Source organism: Streptomyces niger, from assembly GCF_000718305.1.
Lineage (GTDB): Bacteria > Actinomycetota > Actinomycetes > Streptomycetales > Streptomycetaceae > Streptomyces > Streptomyces niger.
The window spans coordinates 642,128-660,734 of record NZ_JOFQ01000001.1 but is presented as its reverse complement, the minus strand read 5'-3'; the positions used below and the strand labels follow the sequence as shown (position 1 = coordinate 660,734).

At 71.5% G+C, this 18,607-nt stretch carries 14 protein-coding genes; 12 read left to right on the top strand and 2 right to left on the bottom strand.

The window, feature by feature from the left end:
• Positions 1–142: 142 nt before the first annotated feature.
• Positions 143–1,549: an MFS transporter gene (locus IF20_RS03005; protein WP_052863287.1), complete on the bottom strand. Its 1,407-nt coding sequence runs from the start codon at positions 1,547–1,549 to the stop codon at positions 143–145.
• 443 nt (positions 1,550–1,992) lie between these two features.
• Here IF20_RS03005 and IF20_RS03000 point away from each other — a divergent pair, with 443 nt between their 5' ends.
• The 6 genes from IF20_RS03000 (at position 1,993) to IF20_RS02975 (ending at position 11,039) form a co-directional block, all read left to right on the top strand.
• Positions 1,993–2,355: a bifunctional 3-phenylpropionate/cinnamic acid dioxygenase ferredoxin subunit gene (locus IF20_RS03000; RefSeq protein WP_052863286.1), complete on the top strand. Its 363-nt coding sequence runs from the start codon at positions 1,993–1,995 to the stop codon at positions 2,353–2,355.
• A 319-nt stretch (positions 2,356–2,674) separates the two neighbouring features.
• A complete protein-coding gene (gene asnB, locus IF20_RS37285) occupies positions 2,675–5,569 on the top strand; it encodes an asparagine synthase (glutamine-hydrolyzing) (RefSeq protein WP_110943730.1) in 2,895 nt (964 codons plus the stop codon).
• On the top strand, positions 5,548–6,984 hold the full coding sequence (locus IF20_RS02990; protein WP_052863285.1) for a dihydroorotase: 1,437 nt from the start codon (positions 5,548–5,550) through the stop codon (positions 6,982–6,984). Before asnB ends, IF20_RS02990 begins: the two co-directional genes overlap by 22 nt.
• A 116-nt stretch (positions 6,985–7,100) precedes the next feature.
• Complete coding sequence (locus IF20_RS02985) at positions 7,101–8,012, top strand: LysR family transcriptional regulator (RefSeq protein WP_052863284.1); 912 nt, start codon at positions 7,101–7,103, stop codon at positions 8,010–8,012.
• Positions 8,013–8,120: 108 nt separating this feature from the next.
• On the top strand, positions 8,121–9,482 hold the full coding sequence (hisD, locus tag IF20_RS02980) for a histidinol dehydrogenase (RefSeq protein WP_052863283.1): 1,362 nt from the start codon (positions 8,121–8,123) through the stop codon (positions 9,480–9,482).
• 66 nt (positions 9,483–9,548) lie between these two features.
• Entirely contained in the window at positions 9,549–11,039 is a 1,491-nt protein-coding gene (locus tag IF20_RS02975; RefSeq protein WP_110943729.1) for an amino acid permease, read from the top strand.
• Between the two features lie 24 nt (positions 11,040–11,063).
• Here IF20_RS02975 and IF20_RS02970 read toward each other — a convergent pair whose 3' ends face one another.
• Positions 11,064–12,062 carry a LacI family DNA-binding transcriptional regulator gene (locus IF20_RS02970; protein WP_052863282.1) on the bottom strand — a complete coding sequence of 333 codons (999 nt, stop codon included), beginning with the start codon at positions 12,060–12,062 and terminating at the stop codon, positions 11,064–11,066.
• Between the two features lie 234 nt (positions 12,063–12,296).
• Here IF20_RS02970 and IF20_RS02965 point away from each other — a divergent pair, with 234 nt between their 5' ends.
• The 6 genes from IF20_RS02965 (at position 12,297) to IF20_RS02940 (ending at position 18,568) form a co-directional block, all read left to right on the top strand.
• Positions 12,297–13,433 (top strand): cupin domain-containing protein, encoded by a 1,137-nt coding sequence (locus IF20_RS02965; protein ID WP_052863281.1) that lies wholly within the window; start codon positions 12,297–12,299, stop codon positions 13,431–13,433.
• The gene (locus IF20_RS02960) at positions 13,433–14,191 is read left to right on the top strand and encodes an alpha/beta fold hydrolase (protein WP_110943728.1); all 759 of its coding nucleotides are present in this window, start codon (positions 13,433–13,435) and stop codon (positions 14,189–14,191) included. Before IF20_RS02965 ends, IF20_RS02960 begins: the two co-directional genes overlap by 1 nt.
• A gap of 204 nt (positions 14,192–14,395) precedes the next feature.
• On the top strand, positions 14,396–15,169 hold the full coding sequence (locus IF20_RS02955) for an SDR family NAD(P)-dependent oxidoreductase (RefSeq protein WP_052863280.1): 774 nt from the start codon (positions 14,396–14,398) through the stop codon (positions 15,167–15,169).
• Entirely contained in the window at positions 15,166–15,969 is an 804-nt protein-coding gene (locus IF20_RS02950) for an HpcH/HpaI aldolase family protein (RefSeq protein ID WP_052863279.1), read from the top strand. The genes IF20_RS02955 and IF20_RS02950 overlap by 4 nt, the downstream gene beginning before the upstream one ends.
• Before the next feature lie 154 nt (positions 15,970–16,123).
• Positions 16,124–17,470, top strand: coding sequence for an MFS transporter (locus IF20_RS02945; protein ID WP_052863278.1), 1,347 nt, complete (start codon positions 16,124–16,126; stop codon positions 17,468–17,470).
• A 99-nt stretch (positions 17,471–17,569) separates the two neighbouring features.
• Positions 17,570–18,568, top strand: a complete 999-nt coding sequence (locus IF20_RS02940) for a nuclear transport factor 2 family protein (RefSeq protein ID WP_052863277.1) — start codon at positions 17,570–17,572, stop codon at positions 18,566–18,568.
• The last annotated feature ends 39 nt before the right edge of the window (positions 18,569–18,607 follow it).

The following is an 18,607-nucleotide window of genomic DNA, read 5'->3' as shown; positions in this document are numbered from 1 at the left end:
TGGCCGGTGACGGCCCGGCCGCGCACCGGGCCCCATCGGAGCGACCTACGCGGTCCATCAGTACGACCGGCCTTCTCGTTACGGCAGCGGGCCGGCCCCGAACGAGGCCGGCCCGCTGCCGGAGAGTGGCGTGCCTACGACGTCAGGATCCTTCGTACTCGTCTTCCCGGAGTTTCGCGCGGCGGTCTTCAACGGAAGCGGTGGGTTGCGTTGCGGGCAGGGCGCTGGTCTCCGCCAGTGTGCGGCCGCGGGTCTCCTCGGCCCACAGCACCGACACCAGCCAGCCCAGCAGTGTGATGCCGGCGCCGATCAGCATGGTCACGCCGATGCCCAGTGTGCTCAGGGAGATCGGCAGCAGGTAGGTGCCCGCCGCGGCTCCGACGCGGCTGATGGAGGTGGCCACACCGCCGGCCGTCGCCCGGATGCTGGTGGGGAACAGCTCGTTGGGGTAGGTCCACTCCAGAACGGTGGGCCCGCCGGAGAAGAGGGCGTAGGCGCAGAAACACAGTACGACCACCGCGAGGGGCAGCGAGGAACCACCGCCGAGCACCACGAGCGGCAGCGCCATGAGGGCGAACGACCAGACGATGACGGGGCGCCGTCCGATCCGGTCCACCAGCCGCAGTGCCGGCAGGCAGCCGAGCACGAACACGATGCTGATCAGTGCCGAGCCGAGGTTGCTGTCGTTGCCGTCCCCCAGGCCGAAGGAGCCCAGGATGGTGGGGCCGAAGGTGTAGAGCGCGAACATCGGCGTGATCTGACACATGTAGAACAGGCCGCAGAACAGCGTCCGGCGCAGGTACCTGCCGTGAAACAGGCCGCGGAATCCGTGCTGTTGCAGCGACTGCTCGGTGGCCGAGGCGGCGAGCAGCTCCTTGGTCGGGACGGTACGGCCGAGCGCGCGTTCGATCGCCTTCTGGGCATCCTCGGTGCGGCCCTTGTTGACCAGCCACAGTGGTGATTCGGGGGTGCCGATGCGCATGAGCAGGATCAGCGCGCTCAGTACGGCGGAGGAGGCGATCATCCAGCGCCAGGTGCCGGAACCACCGATCTCGGCGAGCACGAAGCCGACGGCGTACGCGGCCGCCGCACCGATGTACCAGGCGAGGATGAGGACGCCGAGCAGCCGGCCGCGGTGCTTGTTCGGCACCCACTCGGCCAGCAGCGAGGTGGCGATCGGGTAGTCGGCTCCGATGGCGACGCCGAGGATGAAACGCAGGATGACGAACTGCCAGGTCTCGGTGGCGAAGACCGACAGGACGGAGCCGCCGACGAGCACCGCCAGGTCGATGGTGTACATCGCTTCCCGGCCGAGCCGGTCGGTGACGGCGCCGAAGCACAGACCGCCGATGAAGATGCCGACCAGGGCGGCGGCGCCGATGAGGCTCTCGTCCGCCGTGGTCAGGTGCAGTTCGTTGCTCATGCCGATCAGCGAGACGCCGATGATGCTGAGCAGGTAACCGTCGAGGAACGGGCCTCCCGCGCAGGCCCAGGTGAGTTTTCGGTGGAACGCGTTCAGAGGCGCCTCGTCGATGGCACGGATGGACATGTGACCTCCCGGGGCAGGGGACGGTGGACGGCGCGAACCGCGCGGCGCGACGCCCGTACCGCCGAGGTCGTCGGCCGACCTGAACGGCGCCGTCGCGGCCGGCGGTTCACGCGGTGAATTCGTTTCTCAAGAGGCGTCGCGTTTCGGCATACGCAACGGAACATCGAGAGCTCGTCCTCGTCAAGACTGCCTACCGGAGATCTCCCGGACCGTCACCGGCCCGTGCGCGGCACCGTGTTCACCTGCCCGAGGAAGGTTTTCGCGGGCTGTGGCGGGGGTCGATGCGCGTTGCGTAGACAGAGAGATAGTTGCGCTGTGCGCAACAGTGCAGCGAGGGGGTGGTCGGGATTTTCGTGCCTTGACACGGGTTCCGGCGCGACCGCACACTGGCATCGCGCTGTTGCGCCAACCGCAATCCGTTTCGTTATACGCACCGAGGTGTCATGATGATTCCCGCGTGCCGTCTCGAGGATCTGCCCCGAGGCGAGGCCTACCGGCTTGACATCGACCCGCCCGTCTCGGTCTTCCACACCGAGGGCGGCGAGTTCTACGCCATCGACGACACCTGCACCCACCAGGACGCCTCGCTCGCCGACGGCTGGCTGGAGGGCTGCGAGGTGGAATGCCCGCTGCACTCCTCGAAATTCGACCTCCGGACCGGCGCCGTCGACGCGCCGCCGGCCCGGCGCCCGGTACGCACGCACGAGGTCCTCGTCGCGGACGGCATGGTCTACATCGAGCTGTCCACGGCTTCCCCCAACCTGCCGCCGTGCGTCGCGGCCCGCCTCACCGCGGGAACCGTCTGAAGCAAACGGCACCGCGTGGCGTCGCGCCGCGGCCGGTCTCACCTGGATGGGCTAACCGGGGTGAGGCCGGCCGGGCGCCGCACGTCTTGGGGGAGCCGGGGTCGGCCGGTTGCCGGGACGCGCCGGGCCAGGTGACGAATTGCGGGGCCCCGGCCGCCTGCGCAGCCTGAGAGTCGGGAACGCGGCCAACGCCACCACCGCCACGGCCGAGGCCACCACGGTGTGCTGTCACCGATGAAGTGTGGTGTCACCGGCGAGGAGGGGGCGGCTGCCGCTGCGACCGGCAGGGCACCCGACCGAGGCTCGGTGATCCACGCACATGTGCAGAATCTTCGGCCACTTCGACGCCCGGGCCACGCCGCACGAACTCCGGACGGTGGCCGCGCTCCAGCGGCACGGCGGCCCCGACGCGCAGACCCGTACGTCCGGTGCCGGGTGGGCGCTGGGCGCCGACCGGCTGGCCGTGGTGGACCTGGACGGCGGTGCACAGCCCTACACCCTGGGCGAGAACATCGTGGCCGTCTTCAACGGCGAGATCTACAACCACGACGAGCTGCGCGACTTACTCACCGCTCGTGGCCACACCTTCGCCGACCGCTGCGACGGCTCGGTGATCCCGGCGTTGTACCAGGAGTTCGGCCCCGCCTTCGCCGAACACCTCGACGGCATGTTCTCGGTGGCGCTGGTCGATCTGCGCACGGAACCCACCCTCTGGCTCGTCACCGACGACGTCGGCATGAAGCCGCTGTACCACCACTGGGATGAGGCACGCGGACACCTGCACTTCTCCTCCGAACTGCCCGCCCTGCTCGCCTTCCGCGGCGTCACGGCACGCCCTTGGGAACCGGGGCTGGACGCCTATCTCGCCACCAAGACCCCCTTCGGCGAACAGACCATGTTCGAGGGCGTCCAGGTGCTGCCACCCGCCACCACCGCCCGCTTCACCCGCTCCGGCGGACTCCGCCTCGTCCGGCGCCCGGCCCCCGAGCACCCGGACGACGCCGACGTTCAGCAGGATGGGGAGGAGGCCGCCGAACGGACGCTAACACTGCTGCGCAGGGAAGTGCACCGGCTCACCCGCGCCGACGTACCGGTCTCCGCCGTCACCAGCGGCGGTCTCGACTCCGGCCTCGTCACCGCGCTGGCCGCGGAAGACCTCGCCGACCTGCACACCTTCAACATCGCCTACCGCGGCAGCTGGCCCTGCGACGAACGGGGCTACGCCCGTGAGGTCGCCGAGCACTGCGCCACCCGCCACCACCAGGTGGAGATCGATCCGGCGGGCTTCCCCGACCTGCTGCCGGACGTGGTCTGGCACCTGGGCCAGCCCAACGCCGACCCGATCACCCTCAGCACGTACGCGTTGTTCCGGGCGGTGCGCGACGCCGGCTTCACCGTGGCCCTCACCGGCGACGCGGCGGACGAACTCTTCGGCGGGTACGGCCGGATGAAGGCCGCGGTCGACGCACCGTCAGATACGGACTGGGTGCCCCCGTACGTCGAGGCCCTGGCCGCCGTACCCCGCGAGCTGCGCGCCTCGCTCTACACCGCGGACTACCGCGCGTTCGTGCGGCAGGAGGGCTCCCCGGCCGACGCCATCGCCGCGCGACTGCGCGCCGCCGGCACCGACCGGCTGCGCACCCTCACGGACTTCGAGATCGGCTCCCGGCTGCCCGCCTACCACCTGCGCCGGGTGGACCACCTGTCCATGGCGGCCTCGGTCGAGGTGCGGCTGCCGTTCTGCCAGCGCTCGGTCCTCCGCCACGCGCGGGCGCTGCCGCAGGAGTGGAAGGTGGCGGGCGGGCAGGGCAAGAAGGTGCTCTACCGGGCGGCCGCCGGCCGGTTGCCCGACTCGGTGCTCCGCCGGCCCAAGCAGCCCTTCACCCTCCCGATCGCCGCCATGCTGCGACCCGGCGCGCCGCTGATGGAGTACGCACGTGAGCTCCTCACCGGCGAACGGCTGCGCCGACGCGGTCAGTTGGACCCGCAGCGGGTGGCCCGGCTGATCGAGCGACAGGCCGAGACGCCCGACGACACCACCGCGCTCGCCATCTGGTCGTTGCTGGTGCACGAGCTGTGGCTGGAGCAGTTCTGCCCCGCCCCCACCGGGCTGCCGGACAGTGGCGGTGGTGCCGTGGGCAACCCGATGACCGCGCACATCGCGCAGGCGGAGGGCGCGCCGTGCCCGACCGTGGTGCTGGACGCCGACCGGCTGCCGCGGAACGAGGACGTACTCCGGCCGGCGCTGACCACCGTCCGCGAGTGGCTGACCGACACCGGCCGGGGACACGTGCTCAAGATGGCGCTGCTGAACCCCTCGAAGCACCCGCTCTTCGACCTGGACTACCGCTTCGTCCAGGCGCTCCCCGGTGGGCTGGACCGCTTCGACTTCCGCGGCAACTGCGGCCACTCCATCCTCGCGGCCATCGTCGCGGCGGAGGAACGCGGCTGGCTGCCCCGGCTGGCGCCGGGCGACCGGGTGCGCGTCCGCGTGCTCAACAACGGCGACCACGTGGTGTGCGAAGTGGACGAGGTACGCCGCCACAGCGGCAGCTTCACCGTGCACTTCGTCCAGGACACCCCGCTCCCGGTCACCCGGTTCCTCCTCACCGGCCACTGCACCGACCAGCTGCTGACGCGGGCCGGCGCACACGCCGCCTCCCTCGTCGCGGTCGGCAACCCCTACGTCTTCGTCGATGCCCGATCGCTCGGCCTGACCAGCAAGGAAGCGCTGTTCGCCGCGGGTGAGCACGTCTTCGGCCGGCTGCAGGACATCCGCATCGCCGCCACCGAACTCCTCGGCCTGCCCGGCGGCGGCGCCTTCCCCAAGATTGCCGCGGTGGGCGGTTACGAGACGGGCCGGCTGGCCGTCCGCGCCGTCTCCGTCCCCGGCTGGCACCCCAGCGTCGCGTTGACCGGGGCCACCTGCCTGGCCGCCGCGACCACCATCGCCGGCACCGTTCCGCACCGCCTGGCGCAGGAAGCGGGCTGCCCCCGTGGGGTGATCGAGATCGACACTCCGAGCGGTTCCACCGCCGCCACCGCGGCCGTCGTCGCGGCGGCTGGCCCGTCAGACGGTGAGGACGACGACTCCCTCACCCTCCAGTGGGTCAGCGTCAGCCGGAAGCTCGCCCACCTCACCGGCAGCGCCCGCATCACCTCACTGTGCGACTTCGACCAGGAGGACCCGGTATGCCGGCCGCTGACCGCCTGAGAGCGGGCTCGGACGGCACCGCACACAGGGCCCACGACCTCCTGGTGATCCGCGCGCGCGTGGTCACGCCGGACGGTGTGCGCCGCGCCGGCGTGGCGGTCGACGGTGGCCGCATCACCGCACTGACCGCGCCCGATGCCCGCCCCGCGGCGCACCGCGTACTGGACGCGGCGGGCCGCCACCTCCTGCCCGGTGTGATCGACTCGCACGTGCACTTCCGCACCCCCGGCCTGACCCACAAGGAGGACTGGGCACACGGCAGCCGGGCGGCGGCGGCAGGCGGCGTGACCACCGTCATCGACATGCCCAACACCCGGCCCCCGCTGACCGATCCGGGCGAGGCCGCCGCGAAGGCCGCACTCATCGAGGGCACCTCGCTGGTGGACCACCGCTTCCACTTCGGGGTGACCGAGCAGACCGTCGACCGGCTGCGCGACCTCACCCCGCAACTCGCGACCTCCGTCAAGGTGTTCATGACCGGGCACCACACCGCGCCGCACGTCATCCGCGACCCGGCGACCCTGGACCGGATCTTCGCCCTGGCCGCCGAGCGCGGTCTCCGCCTCGTCCTGCACGCGGAGGACGACGGGGTCTTCACCCTGCTCGACGCCTTCCTCACACCGCCGGACAGCTACGCGTCCTACGAGTCCCGCCGGCCGCGTACCGGGGGGATCGTGGCCGCGGCCCGCGTCATCGAGCTGGTACGCAGACACGGCACCGCGACACACGTCGTGCACGTCTCCTCCGCCGAGGAGTCCGACCTGCTGCGTGCCGCGGCCGCCGCCGCACTGCCCCTCACCCACGAAGTCACCGCGCACCACCTGTCCTTCACGGCCACCGACACCCGGCGACAGGGCGCCCGCCTCCGGCTCAGCCCCGCCCTTCGCACCGCCCATGATCAGGACCGGCTGTGGGCAGCGCTGATGGCCGGCGGCGTGGCCACGATCGGCAGCGACCACGCACCCCACACCATCGAGGAGAAGGTCCGGCCGGTGCCGGACGCACCGCCCGGACTGCCCGGCACGCAGGAACTGCTGACCGCGGTCCACACCGGAATGCGGCGCCGCCACCCCGAGCTGCCGGCCGACGAGGCGCTGCTGCGGATCGCCCGGCTGGCCTCCGCCACGCCGGCCGACCTCTTCGGCCTGGCCGGGCGCAAGGGACGCATCCTCCCGGGGCTGGACGCCGACTTCGTCCTCTTCGATGCCGAGCGCACCTGGTGCATGTCCGCCGAGCACGCCCGGTCCAAGTGCGGCTGGTCGGCGTACGAGGGGTGGACCTTCACCGGCCGCCCGGACGTCACCGTACGCCGCGGCCAGGTCATCTACGACGGCCGCGGTGCGCACCCGTGGTTCGGCGCACCCGACGGCAGCTGGCTGCCCGCCGAAGCGCCGGCCCCTGGTCCACAGGGTTGACCTATAGTGCCGCGCATGCGCACAGCCACACCCTGCGGAGCACCCGCCACCCCGGACGGCCACCGACCTCCGTACGCCCCGACCGCACCGTCCCCTCGTACCCGGTGGGCCACCGCATGACGCTCAATCAGCTGCGCGCCTTCGCCGAGGCCGAGCGGCTCGGCTCCTTCACCGCCGCGGCGGCGGCCATGGAGATCGCGCAGGCCTCCGTGTCGGAGTTGGTACGCCGCCTGGAGGAGGAACTGGACGCCGTCCTGTTCGTCCGCGGCAGCCGCCGGCTCGCCCTCACCGCGGCCGGGCGCGAGCTGCTGCCGTACGCACAGGAGACGCTGCGCGCCGCGGACGGCGGCGTGAAGGCGGTGCGGTCCCTCGGATCGCTGGGCGGCGGCACCGCCACCTTCGGCGTCCTGCGCAACGCCGACTACTACCTCCTCGCCAACCTCGCGCAGACCTTCCACGCCCGGTACCCCGCCGTCCGCGTACGCCTCGTCGGGCAGAACTCCGCCGAGACCGCCCACGCCGTCGCCGCCGGCAAGATCGAGGCGGGCCTGGTGGTGCTGCCGATCGACGACGAAGGCCTGGTCGTACGGCCGCTCATGCGGGACGAGGTCTACTACGTCACCGCGGACCCGGAGCGCGCCGCGGCGCCCGTCACCATCGAGGCCTTCGCCGCGGCACCGCTCGTGCTGTACGACGCCCACTACGGATGGGAGGACCCGACCCGGCGGCAGATCGCCGAGCGCGCCCAGCTGGCCGGCGTCCGCGTGGAACCGCTGATGGAGCTGGAGCGCGTCGAGGCGGCGCTGAAACTCGCCGCCGCCGGAGTGGGCGACACGATCGCCAGCCGCGCGGTGATCGACAGCCCGAGCCTCCCGGCCGGACTGCACACCGTGCCCTTCGCCGAGCCGCTGTACGACACGATCGCGCTGGTCAGGCGGCGCGGGCACCCGTTGTCCCGGGCCACCCGCGAGCTCGCCCGCCTCGCGGAGGACACCATCCGCGAGCTCCGCGAGGAGGTGCAGGGCTGAGCACCCCGCACACGGCACAGGACAAGCTGAGGCATAGGGCAACCCTGTGGGAGGCGCAGGAATCACTCCTCTGGTCCTATGGATGGTGTGCGCTCTACCGTCCCTGACATGCAGATCACGCACGACGAAGCCCAAGCCCTCGCCCCGTTCCAGTGGCTCAAGAAGCCGGCCGTCGACGGCCCTCCCGCGCAGCGCGACCCCAAGGTCGTCGAGCGCGTCTCGGAGATGCTCTCCACCATCGAGCGCAAGGGCCTCGACGCCGTCCGCGCCTACGCCGAGGAGCTCGACGGCTGGTCCGGGGAGCTGGAGATCGGCGCCGACGAGCTGAAGAAGTCCGGCGACGCGCTGCCGCCCGACGTCCGTACCGCGCTCGAAATGGGCTACGAGCGGACGCACCGCTTCGCCTCCGCCCAGCGTGAGCACCTGACCGACTTCGAGATAGAGCTCGCCCCGGGCGTGCGGGGCGGCCAGCGCTACGTCCCGGTCACCCGGGTCGGCGGCTACCTCCCGGCCGGCCGCTTCCCCCTGCTGGCCAGCGCCTTCATGACCGTCGGCGTCGCCAAGGCGGCCGGCGTGCCCACCGTCGTGGCGTGCACCCCGCCGTCGGGAGAGCACGGTGCGCACCCCGCAGTGCTGTACGGCGCGTACCTCTCCCAGGCCGACCGGGTCTTCGCGGTCGGCGGCGTACAGGCGCTGGGCGCGATGGCCTTCGGGCTGCTCGGCGAGGCCCCCGTCGACATGCTCGTCGGCGCCGGCAACGCCTTCGTCACCGAGGCCAAGCGGCAGCTGTTCGGCCAGGTCGGCATCGACCTGCTCGCCGGCCCTTCCGAGGTGGCCGTCCTCGCCGACGACACCGCGAACCCCGCCTGGGTCGCCGCCGACCTGCTCGGCCAGGCCGAGCACGGACCGAACTCCCCGGCCGCGCTGATCACCACGTCCGAGGAGCTGGGCCGCAAGGTCATCGCCGAGATCGACCGGCAGCTCGAAACGCTCACCACCCGGGAGATCGCCGGCGCCGCCTGGCGCGACTTCGGCTCCGTCATCGTCGTGCGCAACGCCGACGAGGCCGTCGCCGTGGCCGACGTCCTGGGCCCCGAGCACCTGGAGATCCAGACCGAGGACGACGACTTCTACCTGCGGAACCTCACCAACTACGGCTCGCTGTTCATCGGCCCCTGGAGCACGGTGGCCTACTCCGACAAGGGCATCGCCGGCACCAACCACGTCCTGCCGACCGGCAAGACGGCCCGCTACAACGCCGGGCTCTCGGTGTCCCGCTTCCTCAAGCCGCTGACCTACCAGCGCGCCGCCAAGGAGGGCACGGCAGCGCTGGCCCCGGCCGTCGAGCGGATCTCCGCATTCGAGGGCCTGGCGGCGCACGGCGCCACCGCCACCCTGCGCATCGACGAGATCGGCCGGCACTCGGGTGCCTTCGACTCCGTCCCGGAGGCCCTGCGCGAGCAGCTGTAGCCTCGTCCGCCCCGCCTCCACGGCTTCCGGGAGGCGGGGCCCGTCACACTCCCCGAGGACCACCCCATGCCACACGAGTCACCCGTCCCACCGCCCTCCGGCAGCCCCGGCGGAGCGCAGCTCACCCAGGGACTCAAGGGCCGCCAGATCACGATGATCTCGATCGGCGGTGTGATCGGAGCCGGCCTGTTCGTCGGCTCGTCCACCGCCGTCGCCACCGCGGGCCCCGCCGTCATCCTCGCGTTCCTGGCCGCCGCCGCGCTGGTGGTCCTGGTCATGCAGATGCTCGGCGAGATGGCCGTGGCCAACCCCGACACCGGCTCCTTCTCCACCTACGCCGACCGGGCCCTGGGCCGCTGGGCCGGATTTTCCATCGGCTGGCTCTACTGGTGGTTCTACGTCCTGGTCATCCCCATCGAGGCCATCGCCGCGGGTGAGGTGCTCGGCGGCATGACCGGCGTGCCCAGCTGGCTCCCCACCTTCGCGGTCATCGCCGTACTGGCGGGCACCAACCTGCTCGCCGTCCGGAACTACGGCGAGTTCGAGTACTGGTTCGCGCTGCTGAAGGTCATCGCGATCGTGGGCTTCCTCGTCCTCGGCCTCCTCGCGGTCTTCGGCGTGCTGCCCGGCTCGGGAACCAGCGGCGTGTCGAACCTCTGGAGCAACGGCGGCTTCGCGCCCAAGGGCGGCATCGCCGTGCTCGCCGCCCTGCTCACCGCGATGTTCAGCTTCCAGGGCAGCGAGATCGTCACCATCGCGGCGGCCGAGTCGGAGGACCCGAAGAAGAACATCAAGAAGGCCGTCAAGGCCGTCGTGTGGCGGCTCGGGCTCTTCTACCTCGGCTCGATCTTCCTCGTGGTCAGCCTGGTGCCGTGGAACGCCGAAGGGCTGGCCGCCGGCTCCTACCAGGCCGTCCTGGAGCGCATGAACGTCCCGGGCGCACGCCAGATCATGGACGTGGTGGTCGTCATCGCGGTGTGCAGCTGCCTGAACTCGGCCATCTACACCGCCTCCCGCATGGCCTTCTCCCTCGCGCGGCGCAAGGACGCACCGACGGCCTTCGCGGTCGTCTCGCGCGGTGGCGTGCCCCGCAACGCGGTCGCCGCGTCCACCGTCGTCGGCATCGTCGCGGTCCTCGCCAACTACCTGATGCCGCAGGTCTTCACGTACCTGCTGGCGTCCAGCGGAGCGATCGCGCTGATGATGTACCTGGTCATCGCGGTCACCCAGTACGCCACCCGGCGCCGCCGGCAGGAACCCGCCGAAGTGCGGATGTGGCTCTTCCCGTACCTCACCGTGGCGACGATCGTCTTCATCGCGGGCGTGCTGGTCCTGATGGCGATCCTGCCCGGACACCGCCTCGAACTCTGGCTTACGTTCGGCCTGGCCGCGGTCCTCGTCACCGTGGGCCTGCGGCTCCAGCGCAAGTACGGCAGCGGCTCCGGCACCGGCCACTCCGCCGGTACGCAATCGCCGGCCCGCTCCGACGGTACGGAGCCACCGGACGCCGGCGCCCGCGGCCCGGCCGCCCGGCGCGAGAGCGCACCGCAACGCTGACCGGCGATCCGGCGAGCGGGTGGGTCAGTGCAGGCGCGCGTGTGTGGCCCGGGGTACGAATTCGGTCGGCAGGACGAGGCGTTCGCCGGCCGGATCGGCCTCCCCGGTGATCCGGCGCACCAGCAGACGGGCTGCCTGGCGGGCCAGTTCCCGCAGGTCGTGGCGGACGGTGGTCAGACGGAACACCTCCCAGTCGGCCATCGGCAGGTCGTCGAAGCCGATCACCGTCAGGTCGTCCGGCACCCGCAGCCCGGCCGCGATGGCCGCGTTCAGCGCGCCGATGGCGACCACGTCGTTGCCGCAGAAGACGGCGGTGGGCGGCTCGTCGGCGGCCAGCAGCCGGGGGAGCGCGTCGTACCCCGTCGCGTACTCGAAGGCACCGCGGACGACCCGGCTGTCCGGCAGGCCGATGCCCGCCTCGGCCAGCGCCAGGCGGAAGCCGAGCTCGCGGTCCCGGCCGGTGGTCGTGTTGGGCGAGCCGAAGATGCCGGCGATGCGGCGGTGCCCCAGCTCGGCGAGTACCCCGGCCACCAGCCGGCCGCCGCCTTCGTTGTCCACGACGGACGCGTAGTCGCCCGGCTGCCCGGTGTCGCGGTTGAGGAACACGTAGGGGATGTCGCGGCGGTCCAGCTGGGCCGGCAGCCGGGACTCGGTGGTCGCGGTCGCCAGGACCACCCCGTCCAGGGACTGGTCCAGGAGCTTCTCGCCCGCCACCGCCTCGTCGGACCGCTCGGTGATCAGCATCATGCGGTAGCCGAGGGCCTGGAGCTCGTCGTGCAGCGGGGCGACGACGTGCGGGTAGAACGGGTTCGTCAGGTCGGTGACGATGACCCCGACGCGGCGCGTGGCGCGGGTGGACAGGGTCCGTCCGGCCTCGCTGGGGAAGTAGTTCAGCGCCTGCGCCGCCTGCCGGACCTTCTCGCGGGTGGCCGCCGACACCCGGTGGTCGTCACGGAGCGCACGGGAGACCGTGGCCTGCGAGACGCCCGCCAGCCTCGCCACATCGTGACTCGTGATCGCCACCCGCACTCATCCCCTCGCCTGGTCCGCGGCACCGGCCCGTACGGCCAGGAGTATACGTATGTAGACGCCGGGGCCCGGCAGTCGGCCTCGCGTCCGTTCCTGTGCAGCATACGCCTGCAATCGATCGCCACCGACCCCTTGACAGTGCCGGATACGGAGCTGTCAGATCAATGCATACGTATTCCACGGCAATTTCCGAGAGACCTCGGGGGAATTCCGAGAGAAGGAGCGACCGTGTCCGATGTCGTCGTGACCACCGCCGAACTGGATCGCCGCACGATCCGCCGCAGCGACTTCGTCTCCTGCAACCAGGCCTTCATCGACTGCCGTACGCCCGGCTCGGACCGGAAGGAGAACTACGCGATGATCGGGCCCGGGGTCTCGCAGTCCTCCGGGCAGCACGTCAACCTCCGCCTCCCGCACGGCTTCCAGATCGGCGCGGCGGCCATGCCGAACGGCGTCACCAACAACCTCCACCTGCACTACACCGCCGAGGTGTTCATCTGCACCGAGGGCGAATACCTGCTGCGTTGGGGCGCCGACGGCGACGAGGGCGAGCTGACCCTCAAGGCCGGCGACGTGGCCTCGATCCCCACCTGGATCTTCCGCGGCTTCACCAACACCGGACCGGACGACGGCTGGATGTTCACCGTCCTCGGCATGGACAACACCGGCGGCATCATCTGGGGCCCCTCGGTGCTGCGCGAAGCGGAGGGCCACGGCCTGTACCTCACGGCTGACAACAAGCTCATCGACACGGTCGCCGGCGACGAGGTGCCCGCCGACACCGAGCTGACCCAGCCGATGGCGCAGGAGTACATCGACCGGCTGCGCAGCTACAGCACCGAGCAGATGAACCGACGCGTCGCCGCGTCCGACGAACTGGTCTGGTCCGACCGCCCCTTCCTCGACAGCACGCTGCCGGGTGGCGGGGCGCGACTGAGCTGCGTCATCGGCTACGGCATGACCGAGGACCTGCACCAGGAGCCGCGGATCCACAACCCGCACGGCCACAACGCCGCCTGGCTGCGCGCCGAGCCGGGGCAGGGCGTCTCGTGGCACCGCCAGCACGAGACCCAGGCGCTGATCGTCAAGGACGGGCTCTGGGAGGTCACCCTGAACCGCACCGACCCGGTCTCGGTGCGCCTGGGGCCGCGCGACATCCTCTCCGTCCCCGAGGGCGCCTGGCGCACCCTCCGCAACGTCGGGGAGTCCGAGGGCGACGTCCTGATCGTCAACGGCGGCGACGGCCGGGTGCGTCTGGAGTGGGACGAGGAGGTCGTCAAGGCCGCGGCCGACGCCGGCCTCGGTGTCGACCACAACGGCTACGTCGCCCCGTACGCCCTGCTGCCCCGCTCCGCGCGGCGCTGATGTCCACCGCAGCTCCGGACGCGGCGCCCGGCCCGCTGCCGCTGGTGGTGGTCCCCGGCATGCTGTGCGACCACGACCTCTGGTCCGGCGTGGCGTTCCCCGCACACCACCGGGTCCGGCAGGTCGCGCTGACCCGGCCCGACATCGGCCGGCAGGCCGACGACGTCCTGTCGGCGGTCCCCGGCCCCTTCGTCCTCGTGGGGCTCAGCCTCGGGGCGATCGTCGGCTTCGAGGTACTGCGCCGAGCGCCCGGACGGGTCGCGGGGTTCTGCGCGATGTCGACCAACGCGGGGGCGCCGCGCCCGGAGCAGTACGCCGCCTGGCGCGCCATGGACGGGCTGATCGCCGAGGGCCGCTTCGAGGAGGTCGTGGAGCGGACCCTGCCCGGCATGTTCGATGTGCCCGACCCGCCACGCGAACCGGCCCGCCGCTACCGGGACATGGCCCGCAGGGTCGGCCCGGTCGCCGCCCGCGCCCAGCTCGCCGCCCAGGCGACCCGCACCGACGCGCAGGACACACTGCGCACCGTCCGCTGCCCCGTGACCGTCCTGTACGGCACGCGGGACGCGTTGTGCCCGCCGGACTTCCACCGTGCGATCGCCGACGCCGTACCGCACGCCCGGCTGACCGAGGTCCCCGGCGCCGGCCACCTGCTCCCCGTTCAGGAACCGGGGCCCGTCGCCACCGCGGTACGCGACCTGGTCGCGGCGGCGGAGGAAACGCGCGCGACGCCGCGTACGCGTCCACCCCTCACCTGAACACCCACTCACCCCCGCCCGAACTCTCTCACCACCGCTCGTCCGCTCCCACCCCCTCCCACACCCTTCCACCCCCTCCGGCACCCTTCCGAGGAGAGTCACCATGCTGCGATGTCCACCACCCCCCGAACTCGTCGATGCGACGCGCGTCGGCAGCGCGGAGCCCGGCAACGGTCGCCCGACACGGGACACCGGAGGTGCCGTATGACGGGCGGAACGGCGCCGCTGGCCGGGCGTACCGCACTCGTCAGCGGCGGGGGCAGCGGGCTGGGAGCCGCCATCACCAGCGCCCTGCTGACGGACGGCGCACGGGTCGTGATCACCGGCCGCAACGAACGCAACCTGAAGGAGACGGCAACGCGGCTCGGCCCCGGCGTCTCCCACCGCGTCTGCGACGTGTCCGACCCGGCCGAGGTGACCGCGCTCGCCGACAGCCTCGCCGGTGAGGAGATCTCCGTTCTCGTCAACAACGCCGGCATCGCGGGACCGGTGGCCCCGCTGACCGACATCACGGCGGACGACTGGGACGAGGTCTTCGCCGTGAACGTCCGCGGTGTGTTCCTGATGTGCCAGGCCTTCCTGCCCGCCATGACGGCGCGCGGCGCGGGCGACGTCATCAACATCGCTTCGGTGTCGGGGAAGCGGCCGTTGCTGCGCCGCACCCCCTACTGCGCGTCCAAGATGGCGGTCATCGGCCTCACCACCACACTGGCGGGCGAGGTGGGACCGCTGGGCGTCACGGTGAACTCGCTCTCGCCCGGCCCGGTGTCCGGCCCGCGGATGGCACGCAACTTCCGCCTGGAGGCGGAGCGCACCGGCAGCAGCTACGAGGAGGCGGAAGCGGCCTTCGTGTCCCGGTCGGCGCTCGGCCGGATGGTCACCGAGGAAGAGGTGGGGGCCGCCGTGACGGCGATGCTGCGCATGCCGGGCCTGTGCGGCGCCGACATCGACCTCTCCGCGGGGATGGTGGCGCGATGACGGGCGCGACGGAGGGGCGCCCGGCACCGCCGGCGCGACGCTCCCTCAAGCAGCGGCTGGCCGCGGGGGAACGGCTCCACGGTGCGTTGCTCCGATTGCCGTCGGAGACGCTGGTGGAGATGGCGGGGGTGGCCGGCCTGGACTACGTGGTCATCGACTGCGAGCACGGCCCGGCCGACACGACGGCGCTGCAGCACCATCTGACCGCGGCCGCAGCGCAGGGCATCGACGTACTGGTCCGGGTCGGTTCCGCCGAGCCCGCGCTCGCCCTGCGCTGCCTGGACCTGGGCGCTGCCGGCATCATCCATCCGCACATCGACAGCGCGGCGGACGCGCGGCGGGCGGTGGCGGGGGACCGCTATCCACCGCTGGGGGAGCGGGGCTTCGCCACGTACAGCAGGGCGGGCCGATTCGGCACGGTCACCGCGGCCGAGCACCTGGCCGCCGCGGAGGAGACCCTGGTCGTGGCGATGATCGAGACGGCGCGGGCGTGCGCCGCGGCCCCGGAGATCGTCGCGACGGACGGCATCGACGCAATCCTGGTCGGCCCGGCCGACCTCGCCGTGGACTGCGGGTTCCCGCCGAAGGAGACCCTCGACGGGCTCATCGCCGCGACGTACCGGGCGGCGCACGACGCCGGCCGTGCGGTCATGTCCATCGTGCCCGGCACGGCCGCTGCCCGGGCCGCCGAGCGGGCCGGTGCCCAGCTGGTGCTCTACAACACGGCACAGGTCCTGATGGACGCCTTCCGGACGCTCGCCGCGCCGCGTACCGGGACACCCGGTACGCACGACGGCTGACCGCGTGCCACCTCTTGACGCCCCCCACCGCCCTCTCTAGGGTCGGCGCATCGCCGTGTTGTTCATACGTATGCATAGCACGCGCCCTCGTCGCACCCCTCGTGAATTCCCCGTGAAACCCCTCTGACTCCCGCACCGCGCGAACGGAGAAGCCATGTCCGCTGTAGCGCCACCCACAGCCGCTGCCCCCACGGAGGCCGCCGACCCCGAGAAGCGCAAGGCGATACGCCGGGCCATCGGCGCGGGCAGTATCGGCAATTTCGTGGAACAGTTCGACTACGGGCTCTACGGCTACCTGGCCCCGATACTCGCCCCGGCCTTCTTCCCCGCGAGTAACCCCACCGCCGCGGTGCTCAGCACCTACGGCATCATCGCGATCGCGTGCCTGTTCCGCCCCCTCGGCGGCACCCTCGTCGGCCGCTGGGGCGACCGGCTGGGCCGCAAGAAGACGCTGCTGTGGACCATCGTGGTCATGGGCGTGTCCACCGCCCTGATCGGTGCGCTGCCGACGTACCACCGGATCGGGCTCGTCGCACCGCTGCTCCTGCTGGTGATCCGCATCATCCAGGGCATGGTCTCCGGCGGGGAGTACGTGGGAGCGGTGGCCTTCGTCGTGGAGTGGGCCGAGCCGCGCCGGCGCGCCTACTACGCGTCGTACGCCTCGAACAGCTGCTTCCTCGGCATCCTCGCGGGTGCCGGTACCGCGGCGCTGACCAGCGCGGTGTTCCAGGGGGAGGCGCTCGACTCCTACGGCTGGCGGATCCCGTTCCTGCTCGCCCTGCCGCTCAGCGCGGTCGGCGTCTGGCTGCGGAAGCGCATCGAGGAGACGCCGGAGTTCGTCCGCGCCACCGAGGACGGCACCCAGGTCGTCAAGGCGCCGATCCGTGAGGCGCTCCGGTCCCAGCTGCGGCCGATCCTCGTCTACTGCGGCGTATCGATCATGCTGGCGATCCTCTCCTACAGCTGGGTCACCTTCTATCCCGAGTACCTGACGGGGACGCTGGGCCTGCCCCGGTGGATGGCCCTGGCGTCCAACGCGATCTCGGTCGCGGTCCTGATGCCGCTGCTGCCGCTGGCCGGCAAGCTCTCGGACCGGATCGGCCGCAAACCGATGCTGATCACGGGTGCCGTCGCCTGTATCGTGCTGGTCCCGCTCGCCTTCCACGTCGGCGAACAGGCCACTTTCGGCGCCGCGGTCGCGAGTCAACTCATCTACATCGTCCCGGAGTTCTTCCTGACCGGCATCGTGACGGTCTGCCTCGCGGAACTCTTCGCCACCCGCACCCGGTTCAGTGCCGGTGCGATGGCGTACAACGCCTCGTTCTCCATCTTCATGGGCATCACGCCCTTCGTGGCGACGCTCCTGGTCTCCTCCTTCGGCACGATCTACGCCGTGTGGGTCTACCTCGCCGCGGCGGCACTCCTGGCCCTCGTCGTGGTGAGCGCCTTCATGACGGAGACGTACCGGAGCCATCTGGGCGCGGACAAGTTCAGGGCGTGATGCCCATGGAGGCGGGCTGAGCGCCGCCGTCCGCCACCTCCGGCCAACCCTCTCTGCATACGCATTCATCGATGCGGTAGCACCCGAAAGGAAAACACCATGGCACTCGACCCCGTCGCCTACCTCCCCTACGAGGACCCCGACGATTTCATCCGCGAGGTCACCGACCGCATCTGGGTCGACCGCGACATCTCCTACATCGTGGACAACTACGAGCCGGACTCGATCGTCCACGCCAGCCTCGGCACCGTCGTCGGCCGCGACGGGGTGATCGAGGGCAGCACGATGCGGATGGGCAGCGCGCCCCAGCACATCGGCCAGGCCGAGGACGTGGTGTGGGAGGCCCGCGGGGACGATGCCTTCCTCAGCTCGCACCTGGTCTTCTCCGCCGACGAGTACCTCGTGAACGGTCAGCACGTCCGGGTCCGCAAGCGCACCATCCCCAACTGCCTCTACCGCAGGGGCCGGATGGTCGAGGAGTGGGTCGTCCGCGACGAACTCGCCGACTGCCTGCAGCGCGGCCTGGACCCGGACGAGGCGGCCCGCGCGCTGCGCTTCCAGGGCTGGTCCGGCTCGATGCTCGACGCGCCGCCGAAGGACGTCCTCGCCGAGGGCGTCAGCGGGCCGCGCCCGGACGACTACCGGCCCGAGTGCGAGATGGTCCTCGAATTCATCGACGAGGTCTGGACCCAGCGCCGGCTGCAGAAGGTCAACGACTTCATGGCGCGGGACCTCTTCCTGCACACCATCGGCGACCAGACCGTCATCCGCCCCGAGCGCTACCAGCGTGATCTGCTGGCCACCGTCGGGCCGTTCCCCGACGCGCGCTTCGAAGTACGGGACATCCAGACCAACTACGCCGAGCGCTACGCGGGCCTGCGGATCGCCGTGCTCTGGACCATGCAGGGCACCTACCGCGGCAACCCCACCTTCGGCCCGCTGACGGACAAGCCGGTCACCGTGCTCGGCGCCTCCCACTTCCTGATCCAGGGCGGCCGGATCGTGAAGGAGGTCCGGGTCTACGACGAGATCGCGCTCCGGGCGCAGATCAACAGCACCCGCGGCGACGGCCCGGCCGTCGACGCCAACATTTACTGAGCCGACATCTACTGAGCACCCAGCTCGTCCGGCAAGACG